At 34.7% G+C, this 25837-nt stretch carries 20 protein-coding genes and 2 tRNA genes; 6 read left to right on the top strand and 16 right to left on the bottom strand.

Annotation, left to right across the window (positions count from 1 at the left end):
• The first annotated feature begins 26 nt into the window (after positions 1-26).
• On the top strand, positions 27-854 hold the full coding sequence (locus ABWU56_RS04140) for a hypothetical protein (protein ID WP_353281101.1): 828 nt from the start codon (positions 27-29) through the stop codon (positions 852-854).
• 80 nt (positions 855-934) lie between these two features.
• Here the strand turns inward: ABWU56_RS04140 and dnaQ are convergent, their stop codons facing one another.
• The 7 genes from dnaQ to rpsD all read right to left on the bottom strand — a co-directional run bounded on the left by dnaQ (position 935) and on the right by rpsD (position 5168).
• A complete protein-coding gene (dnaQ, locus tag ABWU56_RS04135) occupies positions 935-1594 on the bottom strand; it encodes a DNA polymerase III subunit epsilon (protein WP_372436136.1) in 660 nt (219 codons plus the stop codon).
• Between the two features lie 831 nt (positions 1595-2425).
• Positions 2426-3289 (bottom strand): lipoyl synthase, encoded by an 864-nt coding sequence (gene lipA / locus ABWU56_RS04130; RefSeq protein ID WP_149168839.1) that lies wholly within the window; start codon positions 3287-3289, stop codon positions 2426-2428.
• Entirely contained in the window at positions 3282-3596 is a 315-nt protein-coding gene (rpmB, locus tag ABWU56_RS04125; RefSeq protein WP_007302640.1) for a 50S ribosomal protein L28, read from the bottom strand. The genes lipA and rpmB overlap by 8 nt, the downstream gene beginning before the upstream one ends.
• 54 nt (positions 3597-3650) lie before the next feature.
• On the bottom strand, positions 3651-3974 hold the full coding sequence (locus ABWU56_RS04120) for a DUF721 domain-containing protein (protein WP_006012687.1): 324 nt from the start codon (positions 3972-3974) through the stop codon (positions 3651-3653).
• Between the two features lie 267 nt (positions 3975-4241).
• The gene (gene iscX / locus ABWU56_RS04115) at positions 4242-4436 is read right to left on the bottom strand and encodes a Fe-S cluster assembly protein IscX (RefSeq protein ID WP_007302643.1); all 195 of its coding nucleotides are present in this window, start codon (positions 4434-4436) and stop codon (positions 4242-4244) included.
• 20 nt (positions 4437-4456) lie between these two features.
• Positions 4457-4543, bottom strand: a tRNA-Leu gene (locus ABWU56_RS04110).
• 10 nt (positions 4544-4553) lie between these two features.
• Complete coding sequence (rpsD, locus tag ABWU56_RS04105) at positions 4554-5168, bottom strand: 30S ribosomal protein S4 (RefSeq protein ID WP_006012690.1); 615 nt, start codon at positions 5166-5168, stop codon at positions 4554-4556.
• A gap of 113 nt (positions 5169-5281) precedes the next feature.
• Here rpsD and tkt point away from each other — a divergent pair, with 113 nt between their 5' ends.
• Positions 5282-7246: a transketolase gene (gene tkt, locus ABWU56_RS04100; protein WP_264683375.1), complete on the top strand. Its 1965-nt coding sequence runs from the start codon at positions 5282-5284 to the stop codon at positions 7244-7246.
• Positions 7247-7592: 346 nt separating this feature from the next.
• On the opposite strand, the gene ABWU56_RS04095 is transcribed toward tkt, so the two are convergent.
• The 3 genes from ABWU56_RS04095 to ABWU56_RS04085 form a co-directional block, all read right to left on the bottom strand.
• A complete protein-coding gene (locus ABWU56_RS04095; protein ID WP_353281100.1) occupies positions 7593-8519 on the bottom strand; it encodes a hypothetical protein in 927 nt (308 codons plus the stop codon).
• 106 nt (positions 8520-8625) lie between these two features.
• A protein-coding gene (locus ABWU56_RS04090; RefSeq protein WP_353281091.1) for an IS5 family transposase occupies positions 8626-9389 on the bottom strand; the annotation gives its coding sequence in 2 pieces (ribosomal slippage) (positions 8626-9035 and positions 9035-9389; 765 coding nt in all).
• Between the two features lie 20 nt (positions 9390-9409).
• Positions 9410-10723, bottom strand: coding sequence for an AAA family ATPase (locus ABWU56_RS04085; protein ID WP_353281099.1), 1314 nt, complete (start codon positions 10721-10723; stop codon positions 9410-9412).
• Between the two features lie 286 nt (positions 10724-11009).
• On the opposite strand from ABWU56_RS04085, the gene ABWU56_RS04080 reads away from it, so the two are divergent.
• On the top strand, positions 11010-11930 hold the full coding sequence (locus tag ABWU56_RS04080; RefSeq protein ID WP_353281098.1) for a ribose-phosphate diphosphokinase: 921 nt from the start codon (positions 11010-11012) through the stop codon (positions 11928-11930).
• Positions 11920-12273, top strand: coding sequence for an Asp-tRNA(Asn)/Glu-tRNA(Gln) amidotransferase subunit GatC (gene gatC, locus ABWU56_RS04075; protein ID WP_010401704.1), 354 nt, complete (start codon positions 11920-11922; stop codon positions 12271-12273). Before ABWU56_RS04080 ends, gatC begins: the two co-directional genes overlap by 11 nt.
• A gap of 38 nt (positions 12274-12311) precedes the next feature.
• Here gatC and ABWU56_RS04070 read toward each other — a convergent pair whose 3' ends face one another.
• The 6 genes from ABWU56_RS04070 to ABWU56_RS04045 all read right to left on the bottom strand — a co-directional run bounded on the left by ABWU56_RS04070 (position 12312) and on the right by ABWU56_RS04045 (position 21027).
• Positions 12312-13568 carry a Tol-Pal system protein TolB gene (locus tag ABWU56_RS04070; protein WP_064085826.1) on the bottom strand — a complete coding sequence of 419 codons (1257 nt, stop codon included), beginning with the start codon at positions 13566-13568 and terminating at the stop codon, positions 12312-12314.
• A gap of 446 nt (positions 13569-14014) precedes the next feature.
• A complete protein-coding gene (locus tag ABWU56_RS04065) occupies positions 14015-15649 on the bottom strand; it encodes a ribonuclease J (RefSeq protein ID WP_353281097.1) in 1635 nt (544 codons plus the stop codon).
• Between the two features lie 169 nt (positions 15650-15818).
• Positions 15819-16937, bottom strand: a complete 1119-nt coding sequence (dnaJ, locus tag ABWU56_RS04060; RefSeq protein WP_012481762.1) for a molecular chaperone DnaJ — start codon at positions 16935-16937, stop codon at positions 15819-15821.
• Positions 16938-17019: 82 nt separating this feature from the next.
• A tRNA-Arg gene (locus ABWU56_RS04055) sits at positions 17020-17097 on the bottom strand.
• A 262-nt stretch (positions 17098-17359) separates the two neighbouring features.
• Entirely contained in the window at positions 17360-17872 is a 513-nt protein-coding gene (locus ABWU56_RS04050; RefSeq protein WP_010401691.1) for a membrane protein, read from the bottom strand.
• A gap of 77 nt (positions 17873-17949) precedes the next feature.
• The gene (locus tag ABWU56_RS04045) at positions 17950-21027 is read right to left on the bottom strand and encodes a phosphoribosylformylglycinamidine synthase subunit PurL (RefSeq protein ID WP_353281096.1); all 3078 of its coding nucleotides are present in this window, start codon (positions 21025-21027) and stop codon (positions 17950-17952) included.
• 108 nt (positions 21028-21135) lie between these two features.
• Between ABWU56_RS04045 and ABWU56_RS04040 the strand changes: the two genes are divergently transcribed.
• Together ABWU56_RS04040 and ABWU56_RS04035 are read left to right on the top strand one after the other, a co-directional pair.
• Complete coding sequence (locus tag ABWU56_RS04040) at positions 21136-24054, top strand: PD-(D/E)XK nuclease family protein (RefSeq protein ID WP_353281961.1); 2919 nt, start codon at positions 21136-21138, stop codon at positions 24052-24054.
• A gap of 215 nt (positions 24055-24269) precedes the next feature.
• The gene (locus ABWU56_RS04035; RefSeq protein WP_353281095.1) at positions 24270-25676 is read left to right on the top strand and encodes an ankyrin repeat domain-containing protein; all 1407 of its coding nucleotides are present in this window, start codon (positions 24270-24272) and stop codon (positions 25674-25676) included.
• Positions 25677-25837 lie beyond the last annotated feature (161 nt).

The following is a 25837-nucleotide window of genomic DNA, read 5'->3' as shown; positions in this document are numbered from 1 at the left end:
TTAATCTATGTGATAGAGGGAATAATATGTCAAAAAAAATAGTTAATGCACTGAAAGCTAAAGTAAAAAAGCTCAAATATGCTGATTTAAAATCTATACCAGTAAAGTCAGGTTGTTGGAGCTTTGGTTATAATACATATATTGACCTTGGTAGATCACACAACCTTACTATTAATGAGAAAGAAGTGCCTAATGAGCTTATTGAGAAGCTATATTCAAAACATAAAGATCTCATTTTAGAAGATGAGAATGGAAGAAAGAACTATAGTCCATTTCTTAAGCAAATTTTCATAAAAATATTTGAATATGCTGGTGCAGAAGTTCCGAGTGACTCTATCATGGAAGAATTGATAACTAACTATCATCAAGAAGGGTATAATCATTTTCTGTTTCTTCATATATTAAAGGCTCTTTCTCCATTTGGCTTGCTTGTGTTAGATTCTAATATAATAATAACTTATAGTATGGATTGCCGTGACTCCAATTGTCTAAAACTCAATTTTAGCATGGATTGTATAAAGGTACGCAGCAGTGATCTTGTTAATGATATCAAAACACCAGGTTTTTACAGCTCAGTAGAATTTAAACTAAAATGTAAGGGTCGAAATGTAACATATGAGGATGGTAAAGTGCTTATTAATATTCCGAAAGAGCTGAAAAATTATAAAGCAAGTGGTAGAAGTTTGTGTGACATTACTATTGAGTATTTTCAAGAATTTTTTGGAAATTTGGGATTTAAATTTGAGACAAAAGTGGAACATATTCTAGGTGAACCACTTAAAGTGTTAAAAGATGTAAATACATACCATGATAAGAACTTAAACTTGAACCAACAGTTAAGTAATTCAAGATAAGATATTGAGATTCGCATTTTTAAAGCTAGAAAACACATTCATTGAGAGAATAATTTCGCTACTGAAAGCAAAAGGCGTTTTTACAATCTTCTATCTACTACTCCCTCATGAACAGATACGTTAATCTCATCTAACTGCTCACTAACTTCTTCATTACTTGGCAAGTGTCCTCTAAGAGATAAGTTACGTACTGCATGCTGACATCGATCCAAAGGAGTTTGTAATCGCTCAACATATACTTTTGCTAGCAACTCAGCGTCAATTAGCGCTCCATGTAACTCCCTACTCTCTAGTGATATACCAAAACGCTCACACAATGCACTTAAAGAAGCCGGTGGTCCAAATTTCTTTCTTGCAAGCGGTAATGTATCTAACACTCTGTCTGAAGAGATTAATTTGGCATTCAGTTTACCAAGTTCCATGTTCAAAAATTTAATGTCAAATCCAGCATTGTGAATTACCAAAGTATCGCTAGATATAAAATTAAGAAATTCAGATGCAATCTCTGAAAATAATGGCTTATCCTTTAGAAATTCTTCGCTGATACCGTGAACTTTAAATGCACCTTTGTCTATGCTCCTTTCTGGGTTGATGTATCGATGGAATACTTTGCCTGTTGGAATATGATTAATTAGTTCTACACACCCTATTTCGATAATTCGATGGCTATTGACATCAAGACCTGTAGTTTCAGTGTCAAGTACTATTTCACGCAGCCCATCTTGTTTGGAAAGTTCTATACTTAACCTACTACTAGGATCTGACTGACTATTGGTAGCTTGTATCGTTTTTTTTCTTTTAGCTACTAATTTTTTTGTAGCACCTTCACCATCTTTTACTCTAGAGTGTCCAGGCGCTTCGGTTATTGAGCTTTTTTTTATACTATCAAGGATAACTTCTTTATCATTTAAGAATTTTTTACCGTTACCTTCTACATAAAGTGAGGTGAGATTTTTGAGTGCTATATCTCCTCCATAGTGGTGGCGCCACACTCCAACAATGTTGTTGTTTTCTACATTTAATAAAGTAAGATTTGGGAGACGTTTGCTGCCAATCAAAAATGCAAAACCTATGTCTCCAATATTGTTATTACTTATTTCAAGTAAAGTAAGGTTTTTTAGATTGCTTTTACCTATATATCCTGCACCTTCAAAACCAAGTTTATTGTTCCTTAGAGTAAGCGAAGTAAGATGTGTAAGTTTACCTAACTCTTTTACATCTTTACTATCAATCTCTACATTTATTAAATTAAGCTCGTTAATATCTTTTTTATTCTTTAGAAAGTTTACTAGATCTCTTACATCAATCTTAGCACTTATATCTGATATTGTTAAAATTTTGTCATGTACATAGTCACTAAAGTTCACCTTACCCTATGTTAATATACTATGTAAATATTTTAGCTGGCATCTCAGTAGCTGTCAATTGCTTATATAAGATCTTAAACAGCTGGTTTAGGTGCTGTAAAATTCATACTTTTTGTGATCAGCTAAGTAAAAAGTTAAGCCCAGGGCAACACACTAAGCTTTCCTGACTTATTGTCCCAAATTTGGGACAATAAAATCGAGATGTCAATTACAGGACTTGAGCCTGTTAAAATCTTCTTCAGCGTGATATGATGAACGGGTTAATGGACTTGATGCAACTACCAAGAAGCCTTTAGAATAAGCAATATATTTATAATGCTCAAACTCTTCTGGAGTAACATATCTATCAATTTTTGCATGCTTTGGAGTTGGTTGCAGATATTGACCAATTGTAATGAAATCAACTTCGGCGCTACGTAAATCATCCATAACCTGAAAGATTTCTTCTTTTGTTTCTCCAAGACCAACCATAAGCCCTGACTTCGTGAAAAGTTTAGAATTAATCTGTTTCACCATCTTTAGCAAATATAGTGAATGAAAATAACGAGCTCTTGGTCTTATTTTTGCATACAGCCTTGGTACTGTTTCGATGTTGTGGTTATAAACATCAGGTGATGCAATAGCTATTGCTTCAAACGCTCCTTTCTTATTTAAAAAATCAGGAGTGAGGATCTCTATTGTTGTTTCCGAAGTTATCTTTCTAATTTCTTCTATACACCTTATAAACTGATTTGCACCACCATCTGGTAAATCGTCACGGTCAACAGAGGTAATGACAACGTGCTTTAAATTTAACTTTTTTATTGCTTTTGCTAAATTTTCTGGTTCGTGAGGATCGAGCTTATCAGGAATGCCAGTTGCAACGTTGCAAAACGCACAAGCACGAGTACAAACAGAACCGAGAATCATCACAGTAGCATGACGTTTATTCCAACATTCACCAATATTTGGACACGCAGCTTCTTCGCATACTGTATGTAAGTTATGTAGCTTAACAGTGTTTAAGGTTTCATTGAATACTTTACCAGCTGGAGCTTTTGCTCTGAGCCATGTAGGCTTACTATGCATCTGAAACAGCTAGCTCTACCTCTTGTTTTGCTAAAACTTTCTTTAATCTTCTTTTTATCTTTTGCGCTTCTTTACTTAGTTTAATTGTTTTTGTGTTGAGCAAGAAAGCATCAAGATCACCTTTGTAATCTATAGTTCTTAAAGTTCTTGTCGCTATACGAAAGCTAAACTTTTTTTCTAATATATTACTCGTTAATGTAACCTTATGTAAATTTAAGAGAAAGGTACGCTTTGTTTTACGATTTGAGTGCGATACCTTATTACCAAAAGACTTTTTTCTATTTGTTAATTCACAAATTCTACTCACTTCAATATACCAATTTATCCTATGTAACTAGGTTAACCTTATATAGTTAAATAGTCAACTCCCTTGCTTGATTTTTATACCGTATACTGCTTTATAGCCAAAAAACACTGTAATTTTTTCTATTACAAGAGAAACCATATGCTGCATTTCTAATGCTTTACTGCCATTTGTTACTAACAGATGCAGAACACCAGAATTTACGTTTTGTGCGTATGAGATCTTTTGTGGTTTTGTACATTCTGCTAATTCCTCTCCAACTATACTTTTCCAGTTTAAAATAAGACGTATTTCATTTTTGCTGATCTTATTTTTCATGCATTTTAATGCATAGTTTTCTATTATAGATTTTAATTTCTTTGGCCCGCTATATTTAAACATCTTTCCAGTGCTTAAAATTAAATTATATTACAACTTTCTTATACAAAAAACTAACTTATTGTTTTCATGATCCTCGGCCTCACACATAAAAAGCAGTATTTGTATATCTAGCATTTGCCAGAATTTTGTGTTTCCTACCTTGTAATCATTTTTAATTTTAATTTGTTAAATTATTATGAAGCTAATTAAAATTCGAGTAAAGTATAGTATTTCCAAGAAAATTATCTTTTTACTGTATGCCGTAATTTTCTTATAGCTATCTGTTTTTTAAGATCTTTCTGCAATCCAAGCTGCTTGAATGGCCTCTAATATTTTTTCATTACAATACTTTTCATCATCATCAAACTCTTCTAAATCCAAGACTTTTCTTTTAAGTTCAGTGAATCTAATACTAATTATATCTTCATTTGGAAATTTCTCTTCTAGAGCTTCTGCAATATCTTCTATATCAAGCCATTTCATACTTTTTTAATAAATTAAACTGGTGCCCATGGGGAGACTTGAACTCCCAAGGTCGCAAAACCCACGGATTTTAAGTCCGCTGCGTCTACCGATTCCGCCACACGGGCCTTATGTTGTTTATCTAGAGTAAAATTCTACTACTAAATTGACTTCCATGTCTGCTGAATAGGGGACTTCGGAATATTGAGGCGCTCTCAAATACTTCACTGAAAGTGCTTTGCTGTCTGCCTCTAAATAATCTGGAGCCTTACGTTCTTGTTTTTGTTCAGCCTCTATTAATATAGGAATTTTTGCTGCTCTTTCCCTTATTTTTACTATATCACCAGGCTTCACTCTATAACTTGATATGTTAACCACCTTATCATTAACTGTAACATGTTTATGAGATATAAGCTGTTTTGCCGAGTAAATTGTTGGCACAAAACCAGAGTGATATAAAACAGAACTTAACCTTGATTCCAAGGCACCAATAAAATTATCAGCCGTATAACCCTTTCTTTTGTAGGCATCTAAAAATGTACGTCTAAGCTGCTTACTTGAAATTGCATAGTAGAACTTAAATTTTTTATGTGCAGCAAACTGCTTACCAAAATCAGATAACTTCTTAAATCCAAGAATACCATGCTGACCTGGAGGGTATTTTCTTTTATTGACCGAATCTTTTGCTCTACCCCATAAGTTTACACCAAGCCTGCGACTGATTCTATACTTTCTATTGATAACAGTTGTCATACAAAAATTCTCACAATCTAACTATAAATTATTAATGATTTTAACATTAAGTGTCAACTTGTTTTTGCCACTATGATGTAGTATACTTCACTTTTAAGTTTTCCTATTAATACATGAATCATCTACTACTAAAATCCATGGCAAATGCTGTCCGCTTTTTATCAATTGATGCAGTACAAAAAGCAAATTCTGGACATCCAGGTATGCCACTTGGCATGGCAGATGTTGCCACTGTATTATTTGCTAAATATCTAAACCATAACCCTGATGATTCTCAATGGATCAGTAGAGATCGTTTCGTCCTATCAAATGGTCACGGTTCAATGTTGCAATACTCTATATTATATCTGACAGGCTACATTAGTATAGATGAACTAAAAAACTTCAGGCAACTTACATCAAAAACTCCAGGTCACCCAGAATTTGGCTTAACTTCTGGTATAGAAGCAACAACAGGCCCTCTTGGTCAGGGATTTGCCACTGCTGTTGGCATGGCACTTGCTGAATCGATTCTTGAAAAGCAGTTTGAAATCAGTCACTACACTTATGTAATGCTAGGAGATGGTTGTCTTATGGAAGGTATAAGCCATGAAGCAGCGTCCCTTGCTGGGCATCTTAAATTAAATAAGCTGATAGCACTTTTTGACGACAATGACATCTCTATAGACGGCTCTACTAGCCTCTCTTGCTCTGATGATGTAGAAAAGCGTTTTTCAGCGTATGGATGGAATGTTGACAAAATCGATGGGCATGACTTTGATGCTATATCCCTTGCAATAGAGCAGGCGCAAAAGTCTGATAAACCTACACTAATCTGTTGCAAAACTATTATCGGAAAATTTTCGAGTCGTGCTGGCACATCTTCTGCTCATAGTGGTGCCTTTACAGAGGAAGATGTAAAACAGATGAGAGAAAAATTAAATTGGGACTATGAACCATTTCATGTACCAGAAGATGTGAGAAACGCTTGGATAGAAACAGTTAAGAGGGCAAAGCAAAACTATACATCCTTGATCAATAAAGAACTACAAAGAAGACTTGAGAAACGTTTGCCGAATAATATCGAGAGTGATTTGGCTAACCTGAAGAAACAAATATGTGAGCTAATGCCAAACGAAGCTACTCGATCTTCTTTTGGCAGAGTAATGAAACTATTAACTGAGTCTATGCCAGAACTAATTGGTGGCTCTGCTGATCTTACCGGTTCAAATTGTACTAAATATAAGCACATGCAGCCAATAGATAGTAATAATTATAGTGGCTCTTATGTCCACTATGGAGTGAGAGAGCACGCTATGGCAGCTTGTATGAATGGTATGGCTCTTCATGGTGGAATTATTCCTTATGGTGGAACTTTTTTAGTATTTTCCGATTACTGCCGCCCTGCTATACGTCTTTCAGCTTTGATGAAACAGCAGGTTATATATGTAATGACTCATGACTCGATTGGAGTAGGGGAGGATGGTCCAACTCACCAGCCAATAGAGCATTTAGCTTCTTTGAGAGCTATACCAAATCTGTATGTTTTTAGGCCAGCAGATGCAATTGAAACTTTGGAGTGCATTAGCATTGCACTTGAAAAAAAAGAGTCACCTGCACTATTTGCGCTTTCAAGGCAAAATATTAATTACATGCACTCTTATACTGACCAATTGGTCAACCTATCAAAATTTGGTGCATATATACTATGCGAATATTCAGGGAAGCTAGAAGTGACGATATTTGCTACCGGATCTGAAGTTGAAATTGCAGTTGAGGCAAGAGAAAAATTACAGGAAAAAGGTGTAGGTACAAGGGTCATTTCTATGCCGTGTTGGAGGCTTTTTGACGAGCAAAGTGATGAATATAAAGGGGTAGTATTAAATAATGACAGCATCAAAGTTGCAATTGAAGCTGGAAGTGAAGTGGGTTGGCATAAATATATAGGTTCAAACGGTATATTTATTGGCATGAAAAATTTTGGAGAATCAGCACCTTATGAAGCTCTTTATAAGCATTTTAATATTAGCGCTGATTATGTAGTAAAATGTGTTTGTGAAAACGCTTTTTATCATTCCACTGCCCATAAAATTACTTAATGAACTCAGCAAGTGCCGTTATTATGATATATATAACAATGTTACAAAAATAATATCATAGAATTCAAGAATTACTACGTGCTAAAAAAAGCAAAATGCTGTTTATAAGAATAAATGGCAAACACTCAACCAATTTCTATTTGTAAATCAGGTGAAGTCAAACCTATAAAAAATTTGGGAGTCTTCATATACGTCAAGAAAGGTAATTTTTTTAAAAATATCTTAAATTTTTGATCAAAAACTACCTCACTCTACACTTCCGCCATTTTCTTCAATTTAAGCTACAGCACCAGCAAGGACTTTTTAACTTGCCAAACAGGTACAGATTTAAAACCTTAAAAAACATTTAAGCAGTTAAACTCAGTATAGTTTGAGTTTGATCAATTTCAACATTACTAAGTGTTGTATTTGCCTTATACAAACAGTAACATCCTGCTGCAAGAAAAATTAATGCGGCTACAGCAAGTGAAAGACACATTGCTAAATGAAACATTGTCAAACTTGCACCAACAGCAGATGCTCCAGATAATACAAAAGAAATGGAGGCATAACTACCTTGCCTTTTACTATTGTTGCTTGCTCCTAAGAATTTTTCATATTTACTATTTAGCTCTTTATTTTTACCTTCAAATTGTTTTTGTAGATCTTTAACACGATTCTCTAATGTGCTTTCATGTTTCTTGGGTTCGGTTGTTACCATACTCTCTAATTGAGTATATTTTTCAGTGATAGTCTTTAGATTATCCTTTAGTAGATTTTCAACATGATTCTCTAATGTGCTTTCATGTTTCTTGAGTTCGGTTGTTACCATACTCTCTAATTGAGTATATTTTTTAGTGATAGTCTTTAGATTATCCTTTAATTGAGTGTGTTCTTCAGCACATTCAGTTATTTTAGTTAAGTTTTGCCTTAAACAACCTAGATCCCGTTCTAAGTCACTCCTCCTAGAGTCAAATTCTTCAAGTTTTTCCTCACGTTCTTCCTCTAGATCATTAATTTTAGTTTTTATAGTACTAAGTTCCGTAATTATTTTAGCCAACTGTTGAGTATGCTCAGTCTCGACAACATTTGAACTACTATTTGCAGAGCTGTGACTTTCTACATTATCTGCATTATAAAGAGAACTATTAAGTGATTCTAGACCACCATTAACTTGCTTACTTTCAGGCTCTTGAGGTTTCTTCTTCTTAAGACCCTTAATTGTGTTAATGAAGTTACTTGTGTCAATAATGACTTTTTCTTCATCTTTAGAATTAAGTACAACATTTTCCACTGTTTCATACGTTAAATATTCTAAGTCAGCTCCCGAGAAACCATCAGTTTCATTTGCAAGCTTTGTAGTGTCTATTGTACCTTCTAAGAACCTGTCTTGAAAGGAGTTAATTGGCTAATTTAGTAAGCATAGAAGTAATCATATTAAATAAGATATTGTTTTTTGAAGTAAGAGGAGAATGTTCGTAATCCTTGCTCATGCGTCTAAAATTGGAAAGCCAGGCAAAGGTTCGTTCTACAATCCAACGTTTAGGAATAACTTGAAATCCTGTATCAACCAATTTCTTGGTAATCGTTAGCAAACATCCAGTTTCCAACAAACATCGATTTTGTAATTTACCTTTATACCCTTGATCAGCAAAAAACCTACGTAATGTTGGAGCTTTGCATTTAGCTTGAACAAAAAGATTGGTAGCACCATCACGGTCCTGAATGCTTGCGCTGTGTACTTCTGCAGTAATTACAAGACCTAGTGTATCTACAATAATATGACGTTTTCTACCCTTTATTTTTTTACCGGCATCATATCCTCTTGATCCCCTTTTTGAGTCGTTTTCACTGATTGACTGTCAATTATACCTACTGAAGGTGTTTCATTTTTGCCAACCATTTTTCTTACCTCTTTTACTAGCATGTCATGTATTTTTTTCAATTTTCCATTATTACGCCACCTGAGAAAATAGTCATACACCGTTTTCCATGGAGGAAAATCTTTTGGTAGCATTCTCCACTGGCAACCACCCCTCATTATGTACCTTATTGCATTAATAATTGTTCTTATGTTATGTTTTCTTGGTCGTCCTATCGCTCCTTGTGCAACATAGGGCTCTAAAATTTCCCATTCCTTGTCACTTATATCACTTGGATACAACTTACCCTCCTATTTTTTGCTTACCTCATCATACTCTTTTCTTCATTACCTTTCAAGACAGGTTCTAAGCATCCACTATTTTTTAATTTTTTTATATAAAAGTCCAATATCTCCTTACGCTGGCGCTTTTCAGGCAGAGGAATTTCAATATCCTTAGAGAGACGACCTGACCTAGTAAGCGCTGTGTCTAAAACATCTTTAAAATTAGTTGCAGCAATCACTGTTACACCTTCTAGTGGGTTGAAACCATCAAGCTCGGCTAAAAGCTGACTCACAAGCCTTTCGGATGATTGAGCAGCAGTAGAATTACCACCTTTGCCACGTTCTTTAGCAATACAATCAATTTCATCTATAAAAATTATACAAGGAGCATTTGCTCTTGCCTTTTTAAAAATTTCTCTTACGTACTTTTCACCTTCACCAATATACGATTTCATAAACTCAGGCGCAGAAACACTAATAAACTTTGCTTTAGCTTGATATGCAATTGCACGGGCAATGCTGGTTTTACCATTTCCAGGTGGACCATAAAAAATATAGCCTTTTTGTGGTTTGCAACCTATTTTTTGAAGTAATGCCCTCTTTACTTCTGATATAAAACCACAAATCTTGTTTAGCTCCTTTCTCAAGCTTTTTGAAATTATAATATCATCAAGTGTTGTTTTATTTTCCGATTTAGCTGGATCAAAAATTTCTATTGAAGAGTTACTTTGTGTGAATCTATTTGTCAAACTATCTATTATTCTAAAATTTTCTATACCTTTAACATCAACTTTTTTAAGACCAGCTAAAGCTTTTTCTCCTTTATCATCAATTTTGTTCAAAGTTACATCAAGTGAAGTAAGGTTTGTAAGATTACCATTAGCTAAAGCTTTTGCTCCTTCATCACCAATACTGTTCGAACTTAAATTAAGTTGAGTAAGGTTTGCAAGATTACCATTAGCTAAAGCTTTTGCTCCTTCATCACCAATACTGTTCGAACTTAAATCAAGTTGAGTAAGGTTTGCAAGATTACCATTAGCTAAAGCTTTTGCTCCTTCATCATCAATTTTGTTCCAACTTAAATCAAGTTGAGTAAGGTTTGCAAGATTACCATTAGCTAAAGCTTTTGCTCCTTCATCACCAATACTGTTCGAACTTAAATCAAGTTGAGTACGGTTTGCAAGATTACCATTAGCTAAAGCTTTTGCTCCTTCATCACCAATATAACAGCTTTTTAAACTAAGCTTTGTAATATTAGAATTAATCTCTAAAAAGCTTACTAATTCACTTACGGTTATTCTTTTAAAGTCCAATTTTAGACAGCCGTTTTTAACAAGTTCATTAAAATTCATTTCGTTTCTCCATTAAATATATAAATATTTTAGTCTATATTTTAATAATTGTCAAATTTTTAATAAATTAAATGAAAAATTATAGAAGATGCTCAGTATCATAAAAAATTTACTTTATTTTTAAGTAGAAAAACAGTACGTACCTTTGTGAGAACAAGTTGCATGATAAGGAAACTGGTGAAATGTTTCGAGTAACTTTTCCGTTTCTATGATCTACTTGGCAGCAAGAATAAAGTTTTAATCATTCCATGGTTTCTGTATAATTTTCAAAACTTAATTGATATATATGAAGGTAATAATAGGTAGCGCTAGTAAACAATTAGGAGATTCAATAGCAAGTGGGCTAAATGCTCAGCTATTCCCCAATCAGGTATCAAGATTTGCCGATGGTGAGGTAAATGTAGAAGTAGCAAATGATCTACGTGATCAAGAAGTATACGTAGTGCAATCTCTTTCTTCCCCTGTAAATGATAACCTTATGGAGCTTCTGCTTACAATTGATGCAGCAAAGAGATCTGGAGCCAAGAGAATAACAGCTATTATTCCTTATTACGGATACAGTAGGCAGGATAGGGTTATTAAAAACAATAATATGCAATCTGCTTTAAGTGCTAAATTAACTGCAAATCTTATTCAAACAGCTGGTGCAAACAGTGTTGCTGCTATTGATTTGCATTCAAGTCAAATTGAAGGTTTTTTTGATATACCAGTTACTAATCTAAGCTGTTTTGAAGTATTTGTTAACTCTATATACAAGGAAAACTTGGCAATAGTTGCGCCTGATGTTGGAGCAATTGGCAGAGCTCGTGCTTTTGCAAAGATTTTAGAGGAAAAACACAAGTTGGATAATGATATTGTTGTAGTAGATAAATATAGAGAAAAAGCAGGTACATCTGAGGTAATGAATGTAATCGGAGAAGTTGCAAACAAAAATTGCGTCATTGTTGATGATATAGTTGACTCTGGCGGAACATTATGTAATGCAGCTCTTGCTTTAAAAAACCGAGGAGCAAAGTCTGTAGTTTCGTGCATTACACATGGAATACTTTCAGGAAATGCAGTTGAGAAAATCTCTTCCTCTTCTCTGGATAAATTAGTAATTACGGACACCGTATTTCACAAATTTGAAAAAAATGATAAGATAGAGGTTGTTTCAATTGCAAATATTTTAATTTGCTTTATGCAAGGAGGTAAAAGTGCCAGCTAGATCAACAGAAGATGTTATCACTTCGTTAATAGAATTTGCAAATAAGAGAAAAATAACAATTACTAAAGAAGAAATGCTTAAAACTGCACAGCTTGTGAGGATTAAGTTATCCGATGATGAGATTCAATACTACTCAAAAGAACTGACAATGCTGGATTGGATACATGATACTTTGTTGAAAGTTAATACTGAAGGTGTTTCTCCTATGCGTTATGGAACTATAGATAAGGATGTCCATGTACGCGATGATATTATAAATTCTCAAAACATTAAAGAAGAAATATTATCCAATACAAAATCGGAGCATGGGTATTTCGTAGTACCGAAGGTTATAAACGATTAAGATAAAGCAAGATTTATACCGATTTTATAGATCTACTTTCAAAAATAAGACCAATCTGGTAAAGAAGCATTCGTTGGAGTAAAAACCATTTTTTGATTTTTCTTTACTAAATCTACTAAATATAATTTAGAGTTGCTTGGTGATTCTGCGTTAGTAAAGATAATTTCTCTGCCATTTGGTAGCCATGCCGGAGATTCAATTTTATGTCCCTCTGAAAGCAAGCGCTCTTCTTTGCCATCTGGCTTCATAACTCCTATGTAAAATTTTCCTGACTGAATTTTTGTAAAAGCTATCAGATCTCCTTTTGGCGACCAAACAGGTGTAGCATATCTTCCATTTCCAAAACTAATTCTCTTGGGTTTTTTGCTTTTTTTAGTGAAATCTATGATATATAGTTGCTGACTTCCACTTATATCAGAACTAAAAACCATGTACTTTTGATCTGGAGACAAAGAGGGAGAAGTACTTATAGCTGAACCTTTAGTAATTTTTTTTGTTCGTTTACTGCTTAAGTCTAGAGATAATATATTTGTTTCACCACTCAATGAGTGGGAAATAAAAAGAGATTTACCATCAGGAGAAAATCTTGGTGCAGAAATAACTCCTTCAAATGCGCTGATTATTGATTCAGTGTTATCTTTTAAATTTTTTAATATTATATAACTTTTACCATTTGTGTATGAGATATAAACAATACCCTTTCCATTTGGTGAAAATCTTGGTGTTGACACAAATTTCTCACCATTTGTTAAGTACTTTATATTACTTCCATCTTGATTCATCACAGCAATTTTACGGACGGATTTGTAATTGCTATCTTTTTCTTCAGCGATATATGTAATTTTTGTATTGAAATGCCCTTTCTCACCAATTAATCTATCATGTATCACATCTGAAACAAGATGACTAATTTTCCTCCAGTCTTTTGCTAGAAAAACAACTGACTGAGTAAGTAATTCTCTGTTTGTAAAGCTGTCAGATAAACGAAAAGATAGCTCTAAATTTCTGTTTGATACTTCACTTAAACTTACTGTGACCACAGTATCGCTTTTCCAAGACTCAACTTTCGTGTTACGTTTCACATTAAATAAGCCACAATTAGATAGATTTGTTTCAATTACTTTTGTGATGCTTTCACTTAGCTCACTTTCCACTTCTGTCTTGCATGCACATTTAGATACAACAAGATCAATATTACCAATATTGCTTTTTTTTATATCAACATATAAAACAGCTTTTGTGGAATAAGGAATAAATAACGAAATAAATAACACCAATTGAACGAATAGCTTCATTAGATTTCTTGCATTACCTCCTGTCATCTCAGCAAATAGCTTACTTTTGAAGTTAAACTGCATGACAGTAGAGTAAATCAATTTCTGCAGTACTTGACACTGGAATCCAGAAATTTGACTGCAAGTAAGTGCACTGAGGTGGCAAGCATAGAAGTAGCTGTTTTATTCTAAAATAAACGTCTTTGACAAGGTTGCATGAAAAACTGGATTCCAGTGTCAGAGCACTGGGATGACACTCTACTGGTGGAGATTGCTCTAAAACTACAATGTTTGCCTGGGCGTTGAGATGGCACCCTTCTGGTAGATTCAAATCACAATGTTTGTATAGTTGTGTCATCTGACACTGATTTTTTTTTACGGATTCCAGTATTGCATGCTGAAATAACATCAAAGAATACATTGTTAACTTCTTACTCAAATAATGGTTAATAAAAAGAGGTATATTTCTATACCTGTTCTATTTGGACTTCAATTATAGGTCTTTTTAGTAAATATTCCTTTAAGATACTAAATATTGAACTTTCAATCTTATTTCTTATTTTTTTTATCGGTTGTGGACTAAATGCTGACTCAACCTTCTCTATGATCTTTTGCATAATGGCTGCATCTTCTTGCGCTTCGAAAACACCAGGTGCAAATACTTTTGGCTTAGCGAGCAATTTGTTTTTCTTATTCACAATTGCTGTTACTACAATAACCCCAGCATCTCTCATTCTCTCACGCATCTTTATAACGCTGCATTCTGGATGGCGTAGCAACGTACCATCAATACCAAAGTAGTCAACATCAATTGAACTAACTTTTTCTCCATTCTCCAAATTAACAATATCACCTGGTGCAATCATTATTGCTTTTTTCACACCGCACTCTTTAGCGAACTTTACATGTGCATCCGTATGAATATACTCACCATGAACTGGAATAGCTATCTTAGGTTTTATCAAAGAATACATTTCCCTTAGCTCTGCTTTTACTGGATGTCCGGAAGCATGAACATTCTCTGTTTTTTCAGTAATAACTTCCACTCCCATCTCAATAAAGGCATTGAGCATGTTATGTGCACGAGTTTCATTGCCAGGAATGATTTTTGATGAAAAGATCATAGTATCATCTTGCTGCATTTTAAATGCTTGATGACTCTTAGCGGCAAGTCTTGCGGTAGCTGCCAGTGGCTCACCTTGACAACCTGTGCAAAGTAGCACCAGCTTTTCCCTTGGAAAATTTACTGCCTCCTTTGCTTCTAGAAACTCAGGAGAATCAGTTAAATAACCACTATCCTGCGCAACTTTCACTATTCTCCATAAAGATCTGCCAAGTAAAACCACTTTTCTATTTAGTGCTTTTGCAGCTTGGCTTATTGTTTCAATTCGCGCCACATTCGAGGCAAATAGCGAGACAGCAACCAATTTTTTAGACCGCTTTATTATATTGTAAATATTATCATAAATTTCACTTTCTGATTCAGGGTCGTGTTTGCTCAGTATGTTTGTTGAATCACAAATTGCTGCAAGTAGATCACCTTTATCGCCAATTTCTTTTAAACGCTCTATATTAGAAATTAATCCAACAACAGGTTTTGGATCAAATTTCCAGTCCCCAGTATGAAGTGCACTACCTGCTTCAGTGCTAATTAATATTGAATTTGCCTCAGGAATTGAGTGAGTTACATTTATAAACTCAACGGTAAAAGGACCCAAATTTATGCTGCCATTTATGTCTACCTCTTTCACAGGTACCACACCTTCCAATCGAAATTCTTTCAATTTTTCTTTGAGAAAGTTAACCGTAAACTTTGTTGTATATATGGGACATTCTAACTCTTCCCACAGATGAGGCACTGCACCACAGTGATCCTCATGTGCATGTGTAATTATTATTCCAAGCAAATCTTTTTTTCTTTGAGCAATAAAATCTACATCAGCGATGAGCAGCTCAACACCTGGCATAGTTTCATCTGCAAAACCGATACCAAGGTCGATCATAATCCACTTGCCTTGATAATGATATAGGCTAACGTTCATCCCAATTCTTCCTACTCCTCCAAGAGGAAGAAATAAAAACTCATTTTTGTTTATGTTCATTAATTTTAAATTATTAAAATGCGAGGATAGCAAAACTTCGACCTTAAATAAAGGAATTTATCACTTTTGCATAACTTAAAAAAATCTTTTCACTAAAAGAGAAGGCTTTCAAATTGGTAAAAAGAATTAAGTGTATACAGCTACCTCTTTATATCATTTAGCAAATTTCTCATTTTTTTTTTACTTTTCCAAAGAATCCTTCAGATTTCTGCTCTACACTTTCATGTTCCTCTTCCTCAAGCGCTTTTAATAGCTCAATCTGCTTTTGGGTTAAATTCTTTGGATTTAAAGTCTCAACTATTACCTGTACGTATAAATCACCACGAGCATGTGAGTTCATATATGGCATACCCTTTTCCCTACAACGTAGTTTGGTACCAGTTTGAGTGCCTTCAGGGACCTTTACTTTTATTTTAGCTCCATCAATTGATTGAATATCGATTTCACCACCAAGTACTGCTAGTGTCATTCTTATAGGCACTTTACAGTGTAAATCTGCTCTATTGCGAGTGAAGATCTGATGAGTAGCTATTTTCACACATACGTATAAATCTCCGCTTTTTCCACCTCTTGCTCCAGCTTCTCCTTTACCACTGACCCTTACTTTAGCTCCTTCTTCTATGCCTTTTGGAATTGAAACGGAGATATTTACTTCATCTCTTTTACGTCCACTTCCACCGCATTTCTTACATTTATTTTGTATTATTTCTCCTTCCCCATAGCATGTAGTACACGTTCTTTCAATGGTAAAAAAGCCCTGTTGAGTTCTAATTCTACCGCTTCCCTGGCATGTGTTGCACTGAACTGGTTTGATTGCTCCTTCGCTACCTGTGCCTTGGCATGTATTACATTTTATATTTGTCACATAATGTATAGGTGCTTGTATTCCTTTAAATGCATCTTCCAAGGTAATTTTAAGGTCGTAGCGCAGATCTGCTCCAGATACTCCTGTTGTACTTCTTTTTGTTCTTGACCTACTTGTACTGCCGCCGAATCCTCCACCAAAAAAATCGTTAAATATATCGCTAAAATCCCCTCCAGCTTGGCTGAAATCAAATCCACCGGAAGCACCATCGTGACCATAACGATCATAACCTGCTCTTTTTTCAGAGTCAGATAGAACTTCATATGCAGCTGTTACTTCTTTAAATTTTTCCTCTGCTTCCTTATTACCAGGATTTCTGTCAGGATGATATTTTAATGCTAGTTTTTTATATGCTTTTTTTATCTCGTCAGTACTAGCATTTCTGCTCACTTCTAGCAGATCATAGTAGTCTTTTTTGTTCATATATAATAGCTCAGTATTTTACCTTTAAAGATAGGTATTACATATATGAATTTCAAGTATGACCTCTATTTCCTATAAAATATGGTGCACCCTGAGCGACTTGAACGCCCGACCTTTTGATCCGTAGTCAAATGCTCTAATCCAACTGAGCTAAGGGTGCTTGCACAAAGCTGACTTTAACAGATTTTATAGCTTATTTCAATTGGTTTAGCTAAAAATAAAACTCTTATCATGTATGAAACCTGTAAGAAATTGTACTAGCTCTCTTAAAGGATAACTTAAGTTAACAGTTTCCAATTACTGTGATTTTAGAACCGCTATCCGAATAAGAGCTTTTCACATTATACTGCCAAGCTGCTAACAAATAGCGGAATGACGGTTATAGTTAAATCTAAACTATTTTGGCTATATCAGAAGACGGGTTATGCAGAAACCTTAAAATACTTCTTGCTTGCCAAGGAGAATAAATACATTCCTACAAACAAGCAGATACTCAATATCGATGCATAGGAAAACTTGAAAATTAAATCTTTAATATATATTGATAAGCATTTACCTGCAGAAATTTTGTATAGTAGTCCAACACAAATAATCGTACTATCAATGACCGATGCTATAATTAAAGTGATGAAATTTGCCATATGAAAATTCAATTTCGACTTTAATTCTTCAAAAACAACTATGCTTGAGAGAAGAGAGATTAAAATTGCAGTATATAGAACCAGTATCATAAAACTAAAATTTTGCAATTTAAAAAGACAGCATATCACTGTACACACTATTAAGCTGTAAGTAGCTTTGCTTCTACCATAAAACTCAACCATTGAGTTTACAACTAAAGTAGCTCCCACAAATAAGGCAGCACATATCATTAATTTATTTGAAGTGTTAAGTAAAGAAAGACTGATAAGCAAGAGTATTGATAAAATGGACATAATCACCTACCCAAATTTAATAATATGCATTTATTTTAATCAGACATTACACATAATGAAAAATTTGTCTAGCGTAATCAAAAGTTATTTAAACTAGTACCTAAGTCTTTCAAATCTATTCTTATAATATCCTTTATATTGAGAGCTTTCTCCTCTGTCACTTTTCCAATACATGAAAAAACTATACCTTTAAACAATTCTTCAAACTTCCGCTGATTTTGCGGGGCAATGGTTACTAATATTCTACTTTGCGATTCAGAAAACATTATTATCTTGTTTATTATGTCTGTATTTTGTGTTTTTCCTATTGGTACTAGTGAAAGATCAATTTCAGCACCAAGGTCTCCTGCAATTAGCGATTTTGCCAAAGCAATAATTAAGCCGCCTAAGTTTGGTGCAATTGCAGAGACAATTATGCCATCTTTTATTGCCTGGTTGTAACGTTCATACAACTTCCTAGCGCTCTTTGCATTAACTTTTGGCACGTTGTTATTATCTATTCCACTATATAACTGATATTCAGATCTACCAAGCTCATCGTGGGTTGTACCAAGCACATATATCAAGTCCCCTGGCATTTTCACATCAAGCGATACCGCATTTTCAATATTGTCTATAACTCCAATTGCTGAAATGAGTAGTGAAGGTGGTGCAGATATCATCACTTTCTCGCCATTTTCGTCATATCCCTTGAAGTCATTGAACATACTGTCTTTTCCGGATATGAATGGCGTTTTAAATGCAGTTGCAAAGTTGTAACAAGCCTCTGCAGATCTCTTTAGTTGCCACAATCTTTCTGGATTATAAGCATCGCACCAGCAAAAATTGTCGAGCAACGCTAGATGATTTATATTTCCTCCTGCAGCTACGTAGTTGCGTATTGCAGTGTCAATCGCACATGCTGCCATGTGATAAGTGTCAATTTCTCCATAACTTGAGCCAAATCCCTGCGATTTTACAACACCTTTGTTTGAAGAAAGGACTGGCCTCGAGACAACAGCTTCACTGCACACTCTTCCCTTGCCTTGCAGTGGTTTCAGTATTGACGATCCTTGAACCTCATGGTCATATTGCACCACTATAAACTCTTTGCTGCGTATGTTTGGTCTGCTTAGCATTTCTTTTAGTGCAAAGGTGTCATTCCAGTGCTTGACACTGGAATCTATCTCAAGCTCAACTCTGCCATCGCACGTATTTTTACATAAAGTTTTAGATTTATTTGCAGACAAAGCCTGCTGGATTCCAGTGTCAAGCACTGGGATAACAGGAGAGAATTCTGGAATGACAGCGTATGGGTTAGATTTTCCAGACCATGGCTTTGTCTGTAAATGCATTTTAGGATTACCATCATGCAGAAATTCAGTTTCGATGTCCATTATTACTGCCCCTGGGGGACATTTAACAACGGCTTTGCCACTTTTGTTGAATTCTCCAATTACACAGACCTCCACATCATGTGTTTTCATGATTTGCTTAAACGCAGGAAGATTTTCTTCTGGCACTGCTAAGGTCATTCTCTCTTGTGATTCTGATATCCATATTTCCCACGGAGCCATACCATCGTTTTTAAGGAGAACCTTGCTCAAATCAACTTCAAATCCGTCTTTTCCCATTTCACCAATGGACGATGATAGACCGCCTGCTCCATTATCCGTTATTGCATTATAAAGACCAAGATCTCTTGCTTTTACGACGGCGTTGGATAATTTTTTTTGTGTTATAGGATCACCAATTTGCACAATTGTTGAAGGGCTGTTTCCCGACAATGCCTCTGAAGAAAAAGTTGCACCGTGAATTCCGTCCCTTCCAACTCTTCCACCAATAATTACGATTTTATCACCGTTTTTGGGTTCTTTTATGTGTGAAGGTGCATTATTTATATTCCGTGGAATAATTCCGATGCTTCCAACAAAAACTAATGGCTTTCCACAGAATCTATCGTCAAAGTATACCGATCCAAGTTGCGTTGGAATACCGGAGCAATTACCAGCAACATTAACACCGTGAATCACTTCTTTCATTATATATTTTGGTGGTAAGATTTTATCAGTACGCTCTTTATCTCTATAAAGTTTGCCTTTTGATTCTTTGGCAAAGCAAAAGTAATAAGTATTCATGATAGGTTCTGCACCTTTGCCAAAACCGACTATATCTCGATTAACTCCAAGCACTCCAGTCATTGCTCCACCGAACGGATCGAGAGCTGAAGGACTATTGTGAGTTTCAACTTTATCTACAATCAAGTAATCGTCATCAAAAATTATTCCTCCTGCGTTGTCGGAGAAAACTGACACGCATATGTTAGAATTTATCTCACGCGTTGCACGCTTAATATAATGAGCATATAGACCATCTTTTATTTCATCAATAGGGGAGCAAAAAATATTGTGTTTACAATGTTCAGACCAAGTCTGTGCCAGAGACTCAAGTTCAATATCATATGGATTTCTACCGAGTTTTTTAAAGTAATCCTTTATAGCTTTCATTGCTGCCAGCGAGAGCCCTAAAGTGCCATTACCATCGATTCCATCTCTGCTGATTTTTTCAAGCTCTTGGTCACTTACATTGAGTTTGACAGATTTTGCTCCATTATTACCTGGTGTCATCCCAGTGCTTGACACTGGAATCCATTCTTTTTTTTCCTGGTCACGCGCTGTAATGACAACAGGTGGGGTATTTGGTTTACTGTAATACTTCCAATGGCAATTGCCGTTTTCTTTATAGACAAGTTTGCAATATTCAGTAATAGGATTGAATTCCTGTTTTATGTCATCTTCGGTTGGAAAACCTCCTTGACTTAGAATCAATTTTGAACTTCTTGCCTTGATAGAAACACTTTCATCAATGTGGCCTTTGCTCATTAGATATTCTCTAACAATTTGTTTTGCCGTGTTTCCTACGTTATCGGTCATGCCAGGTAAAAAGCTTATCTCCAAGCCCCACTTTTCTTGTGATTCTATGAAGTTATATTGAAGGTTTTCATTGTAGGAATAATAACGGCAGTCTTGTATGACTTTATTATAAAATAGCCCACAAATTTCTTCATGTAATTTTGATGGTAATTCTTTGCTTATGTAAATCAAGTAAACATTAACTACCCTTCTGCGGCCAACTTGTTCACATTTATTAAAAACTTCTATTCTGATGTTTGCCATGTAATATTGTGAAAGACTTTAATATATCATAGCATAAGAAACTGCGAGCACATTTATATTTTAAATAATTTCTATACAATAAAAGTGTTGTATTAATTGTTACTGTTAGTGGGAAGAGTTTTTACTGTTAATGTGAATGAGTCCCTTTTTGATGTTCTGGTTCAGCACATATTTTCTGAATATGAAAGAGAAAAAATTCCCGAGATAAAGATCATACTTCCCTGCAAGAGGGATGTGATAGCATTGCTGAGTGCATTCAAGAATTACAGAACTATAATTTTGCCAGAGATAGTTTCACTAGAAAACATTGATGAAGAAGATTTAATATTAAATCTTGATAGAGTTAAAGTTATTAACCCGACAAAGAGAACGCTGCTACTCATTCAATTTATATTGGAGTGGAATAAAAAACACAATGATAGTTTTCCAATCGATCTAGTTTACAGTTTGCCGTCATTACTTCAATATACCCAAATAGCGGATTGTTATCAGCTTGATGAGCATTCGAAGAAAATGGAGAATTTCATAAACTTACTTATCAAAACTTGGAGTAACACTTTAAAAAATTTAGGAGTAGTAGATATACTAAAGCATAAGAGTGACTACATAAACAATATGATAGCCTCCCTGAAGAAAGATCAGCATATGATCTTTATTGGAATTGGAAAGGAGGAGATTTATAAGTTGTTGATTAAAGCTGTATACGACCTGCCATTTGGAAAGATAATTTTACCTAATCTGAATTTGAAAATTAAAGAGAAAGATTGGCAATCACTTGATAAAAAACATTATCAATATTGCCTGAAAGATCTGCTCGATTATTTAAGTATAGGCAGAGAGGATGTAAGTTTTCTGCCAGAAGCGTGTTCTGATGTCATTCCAGTGCCCAGACACTCGGATCCAGAAAACTTAACTTTAAATGAGTGCACCAGGTGGCTGTACAATAGAAACTGGATTCCAGTGTCAAGCACTGGAATGACATCATCTACTACTCAAATTACCTGCAAATTACAATGTTCGTACACTAAAAATCAGAGGGCTGGGATGACAGGCAGTCCTGAACTAGATTATGTCTTTGATACAACTGCCGATCTAAGTAAAGTTAGTAATGGATATATTGGCAATATTGAAGTCATCACTTGTGATTCCAGAGAGGAAGAAGCACAGGTGACGTCACTAATTATGGAGAATGAAGGTTATGAAAACGTTTCTTTGGTTGTTTTTGATAAATTACTTGCAGTTCGTATGGTGTGCCCCATATCGAAAAACTATTCTTATGTGACGCTTCTGCTTTATAGTATTGAGATTTTGAACTCAAAATGGAACGGTGTGGCATTGCTTTCTCTTCTTAAACATAGGCTAGTGACTTTTGGTTACGCTCAAGAAGAGTACACTCGTATTTTATCTGAGTTTGAGATAGAAGTATTGCGTAGCTTTGATATAAATGGTCTTAAGGATATTATCAACGCTATTAGTACTTGTAAAAAGCTAAGATATAAAGAAGATATATTAATTATTATCAGTAGATTAGAAACTATATTTAATCTTTTACTTAATCTTATAAATTATCCTATTTCTGATATAGCAGCAGCACATTTACAGTGTGTTAATGTGCTTTCTAATGTGAATTTTCTAGAGCTAAATGGTGAAATAGGTAATTTTACTCGTGATTTCTTAAATGCATGTGACGGTATAGCAATTGAGTGTTCCTTAGAGTTATATAGTCAAATCCTGATATTATTTTTAAAAAGGAAGTTTTTTTCTCCAGAAAATAACTTTGATAAATTTAGCTTATATCAAAATAAAGTTGTAATACTTGCTGGATTTAATGATATACCAAATTTTCAGAATCCGTTTTTGAGTGCACTGAATAGAGAAAAATTTAACCTTCCTTCTGTGCAAGAAGAGCAAGGGTGCTTTTTGTATACTTTGCGCAATTTATTTGGTGCCGGCAAGGTTTATATTACGAGGCTAGTGAGTGATAGAAAATCAATTCTATTGCGCCGTTTGGAGGTTCTGTTACAAGAACCAAAATATCCTTATCGCAATTGGCTAAGAATATTAAATACACCTGAGTGCATTGTTCCATGTACTCAGCCTATGCCAAAACCTCAAGCCAAAGTCAGAGAAGAAAAAATGCAAGTGATGTCTTGCAGTGCGGTAGAAAAACTGATTCGTAACCCTTATTCATTTTATGTTGAATACATACTGAACCTTAGACAGTTGAAAGACTTAAATTTTAAGCCATCGATATTGGAGTTTGGCACTATGGTACACAATATTTTTGCAAGATATTTACGCAACGAAAAGTCGCTGATGAGTATTGCACGAGAAATATTCTCGTCTAATCGATTCCACTTTTCAAATATGTGGTGGGTAAGGTTGCAGAGGATAATTCAATCTTTTGTTGAGTTTGATAGGACTGGAAACAATCAAGTTGAGTTGGAGAAGAGCTTTTCCTATCCGATATTTCATATTCCAGCGCGTGACACACAACTGCGCGGATGCTGTACAACTTCCACTAAGAATAAGGGTGTCATCCCAGTGCTTGACTACTTGGATCCAGAAAATTTGATTGCAAATGAACACACCAGACAATTGTGTAATAAGAGCTGGTCAGAGACTCGAATGACAGAAGAAATTTTATTGACAGCAAGATGTGATAGAGTTGAGTATCTACCAGGTGGGCAAGTAGCAATTATAGACTATAAACTTGGTTCACCACCTTCCAATGAGGAAGTTATGTCAGGATTTTTCCCGCAATTAATTTTACAAGCTTTAGCAGTGGAATACACAACAAAAAAAGAAGTCTCGGAGCTTGCTTATTGGAAACTTGATTATGATAAAATAAAGGTTATTGCTTTGAAAGATTATAGACAAAAAATGCATGAATTTCAGAATATTCTACCAGATTTCTTATCTAATTATTTAATAGATACTACTCCCTTCATTGCCTCTCCTTATTTTGATAAATTCCTGAGATTTAACATCTACAAACAACTAGAAAGGATAGGGGAGTGGTTATAAATTATATCTCCTCTCATCCAGATCAAAATAGCTGGTTGTACAGCTGGTTTACTAAGTGCAGTAGGAGAATTACTAGATTGTGATATAGACTCATCTTTGCTAGACTCAAACAACCATAAAAAAACACTAAAAAGTGATTCAATCAATTTTAGCCATTAAAACTTGAATAGTGGCTAAAATAGCTTTAAATTGTATATTTATTTTAGGAGGGGTATATGCCATCACAAAAACAGCTAAATGCGCAGCTAATTGATGCTGCTAAAAAAGGACAGCTAGATTTTGTTCAGCAAGCTATACAGGGTGGAGCAATTATTAATACAATAGATGATGATTATGGGAGAACTGCTTTAATATGGGCTGCTGACAATGGTCAACTAGAGATATTACAATACTTGATAGAAGAGGGAGCAAATGTTAATGCAGAATCTCCGGGAAACATAACTGCTCTAATTCATGCTGCTGCCCATGGTCATCTTGAGGTAGTACAACTTCTAATAGCAAATGGAGCTGATTTAAATGTGAAACGTAAAGGTCAATTCTCTGCCCTAACATATGCTATTGTAAATGGCCATACGGAGATAGCAAAGCTTCTAACTAGATATCATTTAATAGCTAATCTTGATATGTCAATACCTCGCTTGCCTCTTCCTACTTGTATACCAGAGTTATCATCTTATTGGTATGACTGTAAGGATGAGCTCAATAAAATGAAGGAAGAAGATAGTGAATTATATAATTTTCTTGTAAGTAAGAGAATTAATGAACAGGTAAGAATTTGGACAGAGAGTGAGACAATACGAAATATTTCACAAGATAGATTAAATATAGAATACTCAATCTATGCTAAAGATTTAACAGGTAAAATAGAATTAGTGATATTTTTTCTTAACAACAGGGAAATAATCAATTCTTTATCGCGGTATTATAAGGTAAGAATTCAAACAATTGATCAGGTAAAAAGGCTACTTGATCGTTTCACAAGAGAACATGTAGAGCTTGAAGTAGAAATTGTTCCAGCACAATTAAACTTTAATACTCAAGAGTTACAACCCCCTAAACTAAAAACATTATCATTTGCACAAATGATTAACAATCATGCAGGATTATTTTCAGCTGCCAAAAATGGTCAATTAGAAACAGTAAGATACCTGATAGAAAAACAGAAAGAAGATATTAATTCAACAGATCACTATGGAAGAACTGCTCTAATGTGGGCTGCTGGAAGTGGCTATTTAGAGGTAGTACAGTACCTGATAGAAACAGCAAAAGCAAATGTTAATGTGAAAGATGGCTATGAAAACACTGCTCTGAATTATGCTACTAGAAACGGGCATTTAGATGTAAAAGAATATCTGAAAGGTTACATACAAAAAGAACTGCGGAAGAAATACGTCTGCATTGGCGTGAGTGGTGCAATAGGTTATGTTGCAGGTATGACAATATCATGTTCTGCGGGAGCAGCGATTGCAGTTTGTGCAGCATCAGCTACCATTAGTCTAGCGTTAGGTGCAATTTTTGGTTATACAGTTGTAGAAGTAAAAAAAGAGAAAGCAAACACAGGTATAGCTTCTGCGCTTAAAGATGTTTTCACTATTCAAGCTCTAAGTAGAATAGCCTTATAGAGAGTGAAAGTAGGTTTATTGCTTAAGGTTGCATGATTGCCTTAATAACAATAAAAAAATAATAGAAGCAAAAGATATGGCTTGAAAGTTTTCTAAGGTCTTCACTAAAAATGTCTCAACTTGACACTGAAATACAATTTGATTTAACTAATCATATATGT

Source organism: Wolbachia endosymbiont (group B) of Horisme vitalbata (genome assembly GCF_964028625.1).
Classification (GTDB): domain Bacteria; phylum Pseudomonadota; class Alphaproteobacteria; order Rickettsiales; family Anaplasmataceae; genus Wolbachia.
Note: the sequence above shows the minus strand (reverse complement) of the source record. Positions and strands in the feature narration are given on the sequence as shown.